Here is a 12,108-nt window from a genome sequence, read left to right on the forward strand (position 1 = left end):
ATCCATATGGAGAAGTTTCGTTTATAGTTTTAGTTTATCGAAGTTCCAAAAAAACATGCTCCGACTTGAGAGTCTTTGTTCTCTAGTTATGCAATGCCGACAAAACGGACATACTGATAGACAGAAAATAAAGGAGCTGGATGCGGAATGGCTTTTTACCGGATTTTTCTGCGCTGGCCGCTTGTCGGCCGTGTATTAGCCATCTCTGTAGCCATTATTGTAGCAGCCGGAGTCATTATTCACTTCTTGGAACCGGTCACTTTTCCTACTATATTTGAAGGAATCTGGTGGGCTGTGATCACCGCCTCCACGGTTGGCTACGGAGATTACGTTCCCGCAACATTAGAAGGGCGGCTAATCGGATTGATTCTAATTTTTGCCGGCGCCGGATTTTTAACGACTTATTTCGCCTCATTAGCAGCAACCGCGGTCACTCGTCAAAATGCCTATATAGATGGCAAAGAAACATTTAAGGAAGACCGCCATATCGTCATTATCGGCTGGAATGAACGATCGCGTGCGTTTATTCATCATTGGTCTCTCTTAAAAAATTCCAAGTCCATCTTGTTGATCGATGAGTCTTTGCACCAAAATCCATTTTCAGATGGCAGAGTGCACTTTATTAAAGGAGTTCCTTATCAAGACGACACCTTGCAAAAAGGAAATGTAAAGCAAGCCGATCTCGTTTTGATTACAGCGGATCAGGATAAAAACGAACGTCAAGCGGATATGGCCACCATCTTAACGATTATCGCTGTAAAAGGAATGAATCCAAACGTCTATTGTTTAGCAGAAATTTTAACGGCAGAACAAGTAGAAAATGCTAAAAGAGCCGGTGCAGATGAATTGATTCATACGAATCAGCTTGCAAGTTTCGCTATGTTGAACAGCTTGCTTTGCCACGGAATGTCTGACGCCGTAATGGATCTATTTGATCATGTGAATGGCAGTCATTTCAAAACGATCGTAATGGAAGACGAGTGGGATGGGTTGACCTTTCGACAGTTAAGCAATGTGCTCATCCAAAAACGAATGCTTCTGCTCGGAGTGAAGCGGGAAGAAGACGTAATCATCAACCCCCCACCTGAATTAACAATGAAAAAAAGTTTTCAGCTGATCATTATATCCGATTAGTCTATCAACAAAGACTCGATGTCACGCACAAGCTGTCTTCCAAACTGGATATACTCTTCCGGAAATTCAGCATCTTTCTCTTGCGGTTCCGAAAATTGATTAAAAGAGGCGGCCAAATTTCCGGAGGAAGCATAATCGTCCAAGCCGCGCTGATATACATGATTCATTAAAAATGGCCTCCCTAGTTTCACAGTTACACCTGCTGAATCCAATTGGCCGTCTACAGCCGTAAATGGGATGCGTAAAAATTGATAACCTTCATCATCGCTGATTTTATAATCGAACGATCCATGATCATAATCCCAATTCCCGCCAATTTGAAACCCTTTTGGTTTTAATGATTGTTCCAGATTATATAAAGAATAATGCCGCCCCTCTATTTTCGAAGGTATTTGAATCATTGCAATTCCCTCCTTTCTTTTTAGTATTTACAGCTTATCTTAAAGAATCCGTCATTTTGTTTTTAACACTATGCTTCTTCATTATGTATGGTTTTGTTTCTTTTTAGCTTGCCAGTTGCGGCAGTGTTTCATGTTTTTGGAATAAAATAAGCGGCTTTATGATCTTTATTCTTACACAGTCTTGGAGTTTTGATCTCGATGGAAAGTTTGTGAGTGGTCCAATTTTCGCACAACATGCCACTTATAACTTGAAGCATCTTTAGTTTTCAATTTAGGAGATCAAGAAAGAGGAGAATCAATCATAGCTGCAGGGAAAACCAAGCAGCATGAAGAACGAGATATCATTCATCACTTGGATTGCCCTGAAGCTGGTCAAAGTAAAAGAAGGTCTAAGTTCAGACTTTTGAATTTGGGGAAGAGACAAGGTTTTCAGCTACTGTAAAAGTATTACCCATAATCGACAAATCAGCAGTTCCATGACTTTGGAAGAAGCTGATGATGAATATGCTTTTTGGAGACTGCACAAACAAAAAACGAATGTTTGCGCCATCTACATCTTTTGGTATGAAACTAGCTGTTTTTCATTTTGGTAACAGGAACTTCCAGACTTTTGTTTCGCAATATCAATACCATGTTTACCAACAGAAACGCCATAGTGACATAAAATATAAGCTTTATGTTATAAGCCGCAGCAATCGAACTTCCTAACAAAGGCCCCAGCAAATTTCCAAGAAACCGTGCGGAAGAATTGATTCCAAACGCCATTCCTTGGAGATTGGCGGGGGCTAATTTCTTGACCAAAACGTTTAACGAAGGGATCATTCCTCCGGTAAACAGTCCTAGAAAAAAGCGTCCAATAAGCAAAAGAGTGATATTTTTAGCTAACACTTGCGGCAAGAAAGCCAAGGCAGACATCGTGAGGGATATGATTAAAATTTTTCGCTGCCCAATTTTATCTCCTATTCTCCCTAAAATAGGAGAGCCAATCAGATTGGCGATGCCAGTAACTGCACTGACAAGTCCGACTATAAAGGCCAAATGTCTTCCGTGATATAGTGTTTTTGTGTATAGTGTGATGATGGGCTGAATGCTCATCATGGCCAATTGTGTAATTGTGGCCGCAATAAAGACAGGGAGAAGCGGTTTTAACGATTTCCAATTCTTTTTTTGTTTTGATGCCTTTTCTTTCTTAACCGTTGCTGTCTCTTTTATAAAGATCATGACCACCAGCCCGGCTAATAAAATAAGGCTTCCTGTGAGAAAAAATACTCCTTCAAATCCAACCAGCTCAGACAATATTCCGCCAATCAGCGGGCCGATCAGCGTACCGACAATTTGACCCGTTTGCAACGTTCCAAGCGCCTTTCCCGAGTCTTTGTCCGGCGTCACAGAAGCCTGCAATGAAATGGACATCGAAATAAAACCGGAAAATAAACCATTGATTAGTCGCAGACCAAGCAATTGCCAAGGACTTGTCACAATCCCCATTAAAATGGTCACAATCCCCATCCCGACGGAAGAACGTAGCAGCATCACTTTCCGTCCATATTTATCGGCCAAAGAACCCCATAATGGTTGAAATAAAAAAGAAGTGATAAATTGAGCTGAGAAAATCCATCCTGTCCAATGTTCCACATTTTGAATATGATGAACTCCCAGCTTTTCAATATATAACGGTAAAAACGGTATGATAAGACTCATTCCGGCGGCTTGTAAAAAATTAGCCGGCCATAAAACCCATAAAGTACGTTTCCAATACATGAATATCACCTACCCGTTCAGAATAATAAACTACTTGTTTTTAAGAATCCACTAAACAGGTAGTCTCCAATTTACTTTATCTAAAAAAGTATAGATTTTTAGTAGATGAGTTTCCTTCTATCATGCTATGCAAAGACAAAATAAAACATTTCATTGCAAGGGTTTGCTATTCGTTATTCATTTCATACCCAATATAAAGTATTTTGAAACTCGGCAGTCTGGAATGTTGTAATTGTTTTGCATGACAAGCTGTTATCCATTTTTTTCCTTATGATAAAGTTAGGGGAGAGACTCACTCCCCCCTCTTTTATCCTTTATACACGTAAAGTTTCATATTTTGATCTCGGCGAAAATGTTGATTGTTGTCAGAGTTCTTTGCCGATTCCCACTCACTGCTTGGAACTTCTTTGCAATTCTTTTCAATCCACTCGTTGATTTTCTGATCGCGTCCCATTCCCATGCCTGAAGAAATCAGGAAATATTTCACTTCACCCGCTTTTGCCATCTTTTCAAGCTTCTGAGGCGTCAAAACAGGATCACTTCCTAAAAATCCTCCCATCGCCATCACAGCATAATTGGTTTTCAACATGAATGGAGCGGCGGTTGTCGCACTATCAACAGCTAACATAAATTTTTCCCCATGATAGTGTTTTTCTAAATAATTCAGGAGTTTTGTATTCACTTCTTCTTCCATCATTCCGCCTCTTTGTCTAAAATCTGTTTGGCCACTCGGCCTTCCGACACTTTGTCCGGTATGGAACATCCCGGCTGGTGCTTCACCCGGTTGTGCAGAGTTCCTTTTTTCATCCATCATCGGGCCAAATGATTGACTCGTAGGTCCTGCAACTGGAATTGTGCTGTTTCCCCCATGTAAAACGGTCGTAAGTCCCCAATAAAACGGAAGGATCAGCACGGCAAGCATTCCCGCAACAGACAGGAAGTAAGCAGCTTTTTCTCGATTTTGCATGATCGTCAAGAACACGAATAAAATAACTCCAACTATCGCAGTAAAAGCCATCCATGTTTCCGATACAGCTTCTCTATTTTGGAATAAGATCAATGTTTCAAAGAAAGCGGTAGCTAGAATAGCCGCAGGCAAAAGCCAACTTGGCCATCCTTGCTTCTTCTTGTAGAAATCCCATAAAATTATCCAGCCCATTCCGACTAACCCCGCAATGGCAGGACCCATCATACTTAAATAATACTGATGGAAAAATCCCGCGATGCTGAAAAAGATCATCATCGGTATAAGCCATGCCAGCCAAAAGATCGCAAATTTATGCTGCATCGTAAATTCTCTCGTTTTCCGATACGATACAATTAATCCAATAACCGAAAAGAGGACGAATGGCAACAGCCAACTAATTTGACCGGCTAATTCTTTCGAGAAGAGTCGGGTTACACCGGGATTTCCGGTTCCAAACATTCCCCTTCCCATTCCTCCATTCCCCATCAAGTGTTTACCGCCATCTTGGCCAAAGGAGGGAGGAAATTCTCCATTTCCCGGTGTTCTATTCCCATAGGGCATTCCTTGTGGAGAACTCCCGTTTCCGTTTTCAAACTGCTTTTGATTTTGCTCCATGTTCGGCATTCCTTTGAAAGCTCTGCCATTTCCATGGTCCATTCCTGTTAAACGTGAGATCCCATTATAGCCTAAAGCCAGTTCAAGTACAGAGTTTGTCTGGCTGCTTCCGATGTAAGGGCGCTTATCTTTCGGCACCATGTCCACAATCGTCGCCCATGAAAGGGATACGACAAGGAGCACAACGGTTGCCGCAATCAACTGTACCATTCGTTTCGTCCATTTTGATTTCGCCGCGATAAAATAAAAAAGATAAAACGCCGGTAATACCATATAAGCTTGCAGCATTTTAATGTTAAAACCAATTCCGACGAGAAAAAAACTCAATAATAACCAGCGAATTTTTTGTTTTTCCACTGCTTTCATTAAAGACCATGTGGCCACTAAGAGCGTCATAATGAGAATACTGTCTACATTATTTGTACGTACAACGGCTACAAAGATGGGTGTGCATGCCAATACTAAGCTGGACAGTAAAGCTGCTTTTCGTCCAAATTGAGGTTTGATAATGACATACATGAGCCATACGGATATTACCCCTGCAAGTGCTTCCGGCAACAGAACACTAAAGTCGCTTAATCCAAAGAGATACGCACTAAGCGCTTGGATCCACAACGCAACGGGAGGCTTATCCACGGTAATAAATCCCGCAGGATCGAAGGATGCATAGAAAAACGTATGGAAGCTTGTCAACATACTTTTAACAGCCACCGTATAATATGTATTGGATCCGGCATCCTTTAACCGATAAAAATTAAGAAAAATCGAGAGAAGGAGAATTCCTAACAATAAAAAATCGATTCTTCCTTTTAATTTCATTCTCATAATTATTATTCGCTCCTTTTTTAAAGTAGAGAATCCCGCTCTCAAATAATAAAATTCTTACAATGAATACATTTTCGGAGAATCTTTATAAAGCCCGCTTATGCCCCAGTTCGACCCTTATTTGAAACCGTGTTGATCATATAAAATTTTCCTTAATTTTTTCTTAACGAATGTTTGATGAAACGAAGGAGGAGAAAATAAAAAAAGCTTTTGTTGTTTGTGAAGGCAAGAAATTGGAGGAAAAATCAAGAAAGCAATAAACGGAATTTTCATTTTCGAATTTCTTGACAAAAGTTTGATAAGATATATCCCGATAGAAAGCGGCAATAAAAAAGCTCCTTGACTTAGGTTTATCCTAAGAAGGAGCTACATTAGCAAACTGACACTGAAATGTGACCGCCGTTTTTTATGATAGAAAGCACTTCGTTTTAGATATAAAAGAAAATGATTGCGTCAGAAAGACATATACTTTTCCAATCGAAAGGCCAACTAAAATTCCTGCCCCTACAAGCGTCAATACTTTTAAATCCAATTTTGCTGCTAAGATTCTTTTCTACCACTCCTGCGATTAATCCCGCTGTATAGTCAGCAGAAGGAAAACCAGGTTGTTAAAGGTCCGGTCCAGCCACCGAAGAAAAAACCGACAATATCGCCAATGGCAGACATGAAACTTTTATAAACAACACTTACTCTCTCTCCATTTCAAAGAAAATAAAAAAGCCCTATTTTCGACTTCTCCATGCGTTCGTGTCAATTCCTTAAACTCTCCCGCGTTCGTTCCTCACTCAGTCCGATTTACAGTTGACACTTCTCTATATAAAAGACCCTTATTTTATATCTCATTTAAGCTTAGAAATTGATTGTTCATTCTCCGGTATTGCTGATTAATACTTTTTCTGGTTGAATAAAAGTAATAATCTACCGAATGAATTTTAATATACCCTAAAATATTCCATCTTCTTAATATTAAAATATTAAAATTTTTTAAAAAATAAAGGGGAGAGAAAAAAATAATATGAAGACTAAAAAGCAAAATATATTGGATCTAGTTATGTATTCTGTATTTTTAATTTTCTTTATTTATTGGTTTATAAAGGATGATATGCCATCCACTTATTTATGGATATTAATTATTGTGTATGCTTCAATAATTGCTTATAAACTAAAAACAATTTTCACCTCAAAAAAATAAACTAAAGATGTGTAGCTCACAAAGCAGATTCCTTACCTTCTTTTACGAATTGTTCAATGCGCTTTTTTAATGGCCCATTTGCGATCATTCTTGTTTCAACTTATTCACCAACTTGAACAACAAACAAATCCGGCACGATTTGGGGCACGAAAGCACCCCCATCACGGCGGATACGTAAAACACGAAAAATAAAAAAAGAATCGAAAAAAAGATTTTCGGAGTACATGTCAAACTATTTTTGTACTCCGAAAATCTGCTCTTTTCTCGATTCTTCGAAAAACGTCGTTATTTCAATCGTTTTTCAAGTTCCGCTTTCTTCTCTTCATAGCCTGGTTTGCCGAGAAGGGCAAACATGTTGACTTTATAAGCTTCCACTCCCGGTTGGTCAAACGGATTGACTCCGAGCAGGTAGCCGCTCATGGCACAGGCTTTTTCAAAGAAGTACACTAAATATCCGAACGTATACTCATCCATTTTTGGAATGCGAACGATTAAATTCGGAACACCGCCGTCTGTGTGAGCGAGCATCGTGCCTTCAAACGCTTTATTGTTCACAAAATCAACCGTTTTGCCGGCAAGATAGTTCAAGCCGTCAAGATCGTTTTCTTCCGCTTCGATGGTCACTTCATGGCGCGGATTTTCGACTTTAATGACCGTTTCAAAAAGATCACGGCGTCCTTCTTGAATATATTGCCCTAATGAATGAAGATCAGTGGAAAAGTTTGCAGAAGAAGGATAAATGCCTTTTTGGTCTTTTCCTTCGCTTTCTCCGAATAATTGTTTCCACCATTCCGCAAAGTATTGCAGTCCCGGTTCATAATTGATGAGCAATTCGGTCGTTTTTCCTTTATTGTATAAAATATTTCTCACTGCTGCATATTGGTAAGCCAAATTGTTTTCCAACTCGGAATGGCCGAAATCTTCACGAGCTTGAGCAGCACCTTTCATCATCGCTTCAATATCTGCTCCGCTTACCGCAATCGGCAAAAGTCCTACTGCCGTCAATACAGAATAGCGGCCGCCGACATCGTCCGGAATCACAAAGGTCTCGTACCCTTCTTCATCGGCCACTGTTTTCAACGCGCCTTTTGCTTTATCGGTAGTAGCATAAATTCTTTTGCGCGCTTCTTCTTTTCCGTATTTTTCCTCCAACAACTTACGGAAAATTCGGAAGGCAATGGCAGGCTCAGTCGTCGTTCCCGATTTAGAAATCACATTAATGGAAAAATCCTTGCCTTCGAGAAAATCCATGACATCCTTCATATAAGTGGAGCTAATATTGTTGCCGGTAAAAATAATTTGCGGCGTTTTTCTTTTTTCGCTTGGAAGAGCGTTATAAAAACTGTGATTGAGCATTTCAATGGCAGCTCTTGCGCCTAAATAAGAACCGCCGATTCCAATCACAAGCAGCACATCGGAATCTTGTTGTATCTTTGCCGCCGCTTTTTGGATGCGAGCAAACTCTTCTTTGTCATAGTCAACAGGCAGGTCGATCCATCCAGTAAAATCACTGCCTTGTCCCGTTTTCTCATGAAGAGCATGGTGAAATACTTTTACAGCGTCTTGCAAATAGCGAATTTCATGTTCTCCAAAAAAAGTTAAGGCTTTTGAGTAATCGAATTGAATATGTGTCATATTGCAGCCTCCGTAGGAAATATTTTCAACTTAACTTTATCGAATGAAAAAAAAATAATCAAGCTGTAGCCTTAAGAAGGAAACGATTACAAATTTGACATTATTTCAAACTCCTATAATCAGTTATTATATGGTTCAATATCCATTTTTTATAATGAAATCAGCAGGGGCTGTTCTATACAGCCCCTGCCAAAAAAGATTTTAAATGCCCTTTATAAAGAAGCTTTTAAAATCGAAAGCACATCGTCGCGATTGAGAGCATGGAAATTGCCAAATTCCCCACGGAACATGGCCTTATCTGCAATCTCTTCCAAGCGTGAATCGTCAATGTCGTAATCAGCCAAACGAGATGGAGCGCCAAGCGAACTCCAAAATTCCCGCAGTTTTTGGATTCCTTCTAATCCTGCTTCTTCCGGCGTTTTTCCTGTTGGATCCACGTCGAAGACACGGACCGCTAATTGTTGAAAACGTTCCGGACGAACATGCAAGTTATGTTTCATCCAGTTTGGGAAAAGAATCGCCAGCCCACCGGCATGTGGAATATCATATACGGCGGAAACTGCATGTTCAATATTATGAGTAGCCCAATCGCCGCGGTAGCCCATTTGCAGCATGCCGTTTAAAGCGATCGTTCCGGCAAACATAATCGTTTCGCGCAGCTGGTAATTTTCCAAATCTTCGATAAGCTTAGGAGCTGTTTCTATTATGGTTTTTAAAGCCCCTTCACACATCCGGTCTTGGAGAGGAGTGTCTTTGGCATCGTGAAAATATTGTTCAAAAATATGAGTCATCATATCGACAATCCCATAAACGGTTTGATCTTTCGGTACGGTAAACGTATGGGTCGGGTCGCAAATAGAGAATTTCGGAAATACGAGCGGGCTTTTCCAGCTCACTTTTTCTTTCGTTTCCCAATTGGTGATGACGGATCCTGCGTTCATTTCTGATCCAGTCGCTGCATGAGTCAACACCGTTCCAAAAGGCAATGCCGACTCGACTTCCACTTTTTTCATGACAATATCCCATGGATCTCCATCAAACTTTGCTGCTGCCGCAATGGCTTTCGTGCAGTCAATAACGCTTCCGCCGCCAACCGCTAATATAAAATCAATTCCTTCTCTTTTGCATATATCTGCTCCTTTTCTAACGGTTGAAATCCGCGGATTCGGCTCCACCCCGGAAAGCTCATGCACTTGGACATCGATTTCTTTCAACAAAGAAAGCACGCGGTCATAAAGTCCGTTTCTTTTAATGCTTCCTCCCCCGTAAACAAGAAGCACATTTTTTCCGTATTTCGGAACTTCCGTTTTCAGCTCCTCCAGTTGTCCCTTCCCGAAAATCCACTTCGTCGGATTATAAAAAGTAAAATTATCCATACCGCACTCTCCTTTCTATCCTAACTATGTTATTATGTAACATTTTCTATATATTTTTCAAAACATCCACCTTTTTAAAGTAGTGGAAGTTTTGAAATGAAAAATTTACCGGATGGCAAAAAGAATAGGACGTCTTCTTCTGCTGCAAACTATAATAAAGAATCGTAAAAAAGGAGGTTTGTCTTATGAGTGCTCTTCAAAGAGTGGCGCTTATCTTTACTATATTAGGAGCCATCAATTGGGGATTAATTGGCTTTTTTCAGTATGATCTAGTAGCCGCCATTTTCGGTGGACAAGATTCGGCTCTTTCACGAATCATTTACGGCATTATAGGCATCGCCGGATTAATCAATCTCGGTCTGTTGTTTAAGCCGAACGAATCACTTGAACACGATCCTGAACCCAACACGGCTGATTAAACATTTTTGGTCTTGAAGACGAAAGAAATTTTCGACAAAAGCGAAAGGCATCGCTTGGACAGACATAAAAACAAAAAGGCGGCTGAATCATACGACATTATCATCATTTGAAGCGAACAGCCGCTAACGTCTCCTGCCAAAGTTATTTCGCTGCTCCTTTCTCAAACTGAATTCCTTTCTCCGCACAAAAAAGAAGAAGGCGCTCGTCCTTCTTCTTTTTATATTTCTTCCTTTTACATCGGTTTAAAAAATCTGACTCATCTATTTACTTATACCCAGCCTCTAAATTTAGCCGCTTCCGCTGTACGGCGGACTCCAATCATATAAGCAGCCAAGCGCATATCAATATTTCTGGATTGGGCGGTATCGTATACCGTGTTAAAAGCTTTCACTAATTTCTCTTTTAATCGCTCATTTACTTCTTCTTCTGTCCAATAATATCCTTGGTTATTTTGCGTCCATTCAAAATAAGAAACCGTTACGCCGCCGGCGCTGGCCAGCACGTCCGGAACAAGAAGGACGCCGCGATTCGTTAAAATTTTTGTCGCCTCCATCGTCGTAGGTCCGTTAGCCGCTTCTACCACAATGGATGCCTTAATATTATGTGCATTTTCTGAGGTAATTTGATTTTCTACTGCTGCCGGCACTAAAATGTCACATTCCAATTCCAGAAGCTCTTTATTCGTGATTGTATTTTCAAATAATGTTGTGACGGTGCCAAAACTGTCACGGCGATCCAGCAAGTAATCGATATCAAGGCCATCCGGATCATACAGAGCCCCGTAAGCGTCTGAAATTCCGACAATTTTAGCTCCTTCATCATACAAGAATTTGGCCAAGAAGCTTCCCGCATTGCCAAAACCTTGGATAATGACTTTCGCTCCTTTTATATCAATGCCTCGCTTCTTCGCCGCTTCTTTAATGCAAATGGTCACACCTTGAGCGGTGGCTTTTTCCCGTCCTTGCGATCCCCCTAATACAAGAGGTTTGCCTGTAATAAAACCAGGGGAATCAAATTCGCGCAGTCGGCTGTATTCATCCATCATCCAGGCCATAATTTGAGAATTTGTGTACACATCAGGCGCCGGAATATCTTTTGTCGGTCCTACCAATTGGCTGATCGCTCGGACATAGCCGCGGCTTAATCGTTCGATTTCTCCCATCGACATCTGTCTCGGATCGCAGACAATCCCGCCTTTTCCGCCGCCATATGGAAGATTCACGATGCCTGATTTGATCGTCATCCACATGGATAGCGCTTTCACTTCATCTTCAGTGACATCCGGATGAAAGCGAACTCCTCCTTTTGTCGGGCCGGTTGCATCGTTATGCTGTGCTCGGTAGCCGGTAAATACTTTTGTGGTTCCATCATCCATGCGGACCGGTATCCGAACCGTCAGCATACGCATTGGTTCTTTCAACAGTTCATACATTTCTTCATTATATCCCAATCGGACAAGAGCCTCTTTGATTACACTTTGAGTAGAAGTAAATAGATTTAAATTTTCCGTCATAAATTTCGCCTCTTTACACCTTTTTCATCTTTACTATTATAATAACATTTTGATGATTCGTTCAACCGCCCTTTGAAAAGTTCTTTTCATTACGGATCAGAAACATCAAGACGAATAACGGTTTTATCATGTTTTTTCAAAAAAAATTTCTCATCCTTTCCAATCTTTCCATTACTTTCAGAGATTTCGTTCGACGTCTTTTATCTCTCATTTATTATTGTAATCATTGTGAAATTCAAAATTCTCTATAAAAAAGTATGATTAACGAA

Annotated in this window: 8 protein-coding genes; 2 read left to right on the forward strand and 6 right to left on the reverse strand. The window is 40.4% G+C overall.

Annotated features, from left to right (window positions below):
• Nucleotides 1-147 precede the first annotated feature (147 nt).
• Nucleotides 148-1,134 (forward strand): potassium channel family protein, encoded by a 987-nt coding sequence (locus NST12_RS12925; protein WP_341030091.1) that lies wholly within the window; start codon nucleotides 148-150, stop codon nucleotides 1,132-1,134.
• Here the strand turns inward: NST12_RS12925 and NST12_RS12930 are convergent.
• From NST12_RS12930 to NST12_RS12950, 5 genes are all read right to left on the reverse strand, one after another.
• Nucleotides 1,131-1,535 carry a YugN-like family protein gene (locus NST12_RS12930; protein ID WP_327797021.1) on the reverse strand — a complete coding sequence of 135 codons (405 nt, stop codon included), beginning with the start codon at nucleotides 1,533-1,535 and terminating at the stop codon, nucleotides 1,131-1,133. The two genes, NST12_RS12925 and NST12_RS12930, sit on opposite strands and share 4 nt — an antisense overlap.
• A gap of 570 nt (nucleotides 1,536-2,105) precedes the next feature.
• Nucleotides 2,106-3,296: an MFS transporter gene (locus NST12_RS12935; RefSeq protein ID WP_341030092.1), complete on the reverse strand. Its 1,191-nt coding sequence runs from the start codon at nucleotides 3,294-3,296 to the stop codon at nucleotides 2,106-2,108.
• A 307-nt stretch (nucleotides 3,297-3,603) separates the two neighbouring features.
• Nucleotides 3,604-5,703 carry a glycosyltransferase family 39 protein gene (locus tag NST12_RS12940; protein WP_371836620.1) on the reverse strand — a complete coding sequence of 700 codons (2,100 nt, stop codon included), beginning with the start codon at nucleotides 5,701-5,703 and terminating at the stop codon, nucleotides 3,604-3,606.
• Between the two features lie 1,477 nt (nucleotides 5,704-7,180).
• Nucleotides 7,181-8,530: a glucose-6-phosphate isomerase gene (locus NST12_RS12945; protein WP_003354294.1), complete on the reverse strand. Its 1,350-nt coding sequence runs from the start codon at nucleotides 8,528-8,530 to the stop codon at nucleotides 7,181-7,183.
• A gap of 212 nt (nucleotides 8,531-8,742) precedes the next feature.
• On the reverse strand, nucleotides 8,743-9,906 hold the full coding sequence (locus NST12_RS12950; RefSeq protein ID WP_003354295.1) for an iron-containing alcohol dehydrogenase: 1,164 nt from the start codon (nucleotides 9,904-9,906) through the stop codon (nucleotides 8,743-8,745).
• Between the two features lie 185 nt (nucleotides 9,907-10,091).
• Here NST12_RS12950 and NST12_RS12955 point away from each other — a divergent pair, with 185 nt between their 5' ends.
• Nucleotides 10,092-10,325: a DUF378 domain-containing protein gene (locus NST12_RS12955; RefSeq protein ID WP_003354296.1), complete on the forward strand. Its 234-nt coding sequence runs from the start codon at nucleotides 10,092-10,094 to the stop codon at nucleotides 10,323-10,325.
• A 269-nt stretch (nucleotides 10,326-10,594) separates the two neighbouring features.
• On the opposite strand, the gene NST12_RS12960 is transcribed toward NST12_RS12955, so the two are convergent.
• Nucleotides 10,595-11,839: a Glu/Leu/Phe/Val family dehydrogenase gene (locus NST12_RS12960; protein ID WP_048623896.1), complete on the reverse strand. Its 1,245-nt coding sequence runs from the start codon at nucleotides 11,837-11,839 to the stop codon at nucleotides 10,595-10,597.
• Nucleotides 11,840-12,108 lie beyond the last annotated feature (269 nt).

It is taken from the genome of Bacillus sp. FSL W8-1127 (assembly GCF_038006725.1).
GTDB lineage: Bacteria > Bacillota > Bacilli > Bacillales > DSM-4216 > Bacillus_O > Bacillus_O smithii.

Bases quoted from the DNA above. Each gene is read 5' to 3' on its own strand.
- NST12_RS12925 (WP_341030091.1), top strand. From the start codon at position 148: ATGGCTTTTTACCGGATTTTTCTGCGCTGGCCGCTTGTCGGCCGTGTA.
- NST12_RS12930 (WP_327797021.1), bottom strand. From the start codon at position 1,535: ATGATTCAAATACCTTCGAAAATAGAGGGGCGGCATTATTCTTTATAT.
- NST12_RS12935 (WP_341030092.1), bottom strand. From the start codon at position 3,296: ATGTATTGGAAACGTACTTTATGGGTTTTATGGCCGGCTAATTTTTTA.
- NST12_RS12940 (WP_371836620.1), bottom strand. From the start codon at position 5,703: ATGAGAATGAAATTAAAAGGAAGAATCGATTTTTTATTGTTAGGAATT.
- NST12_RS12945 (WP_003354294.1), bottom strand. From the start codon at position 8,530: ATGACACATATTCAATTCGATTACTCAAAAGCCTTAACTTTTTTTGGA.
- NST12_RS12950 (WP_003354295.1), bottom strand. From the start codon at position 9,906: ATGGATAATTTTACTTTTTATAATCCGACGAAGTGGATTTTCGGGAAG.
- NST12_RS12955 (WP_003354296.1), top strand. From the start codon at position 10,092: ATGAGTGCTCTTCAAAGAGTGGCGCTTATCTTTACTATATTAGGAGCC.
- NST12_RS12960 (WP_048623896.1), bottom strand. From the start codon at position 11,839: ATGACGGAAAATTTAAATCTATTTACTTCTACTCAAAGTGTAATCAAA.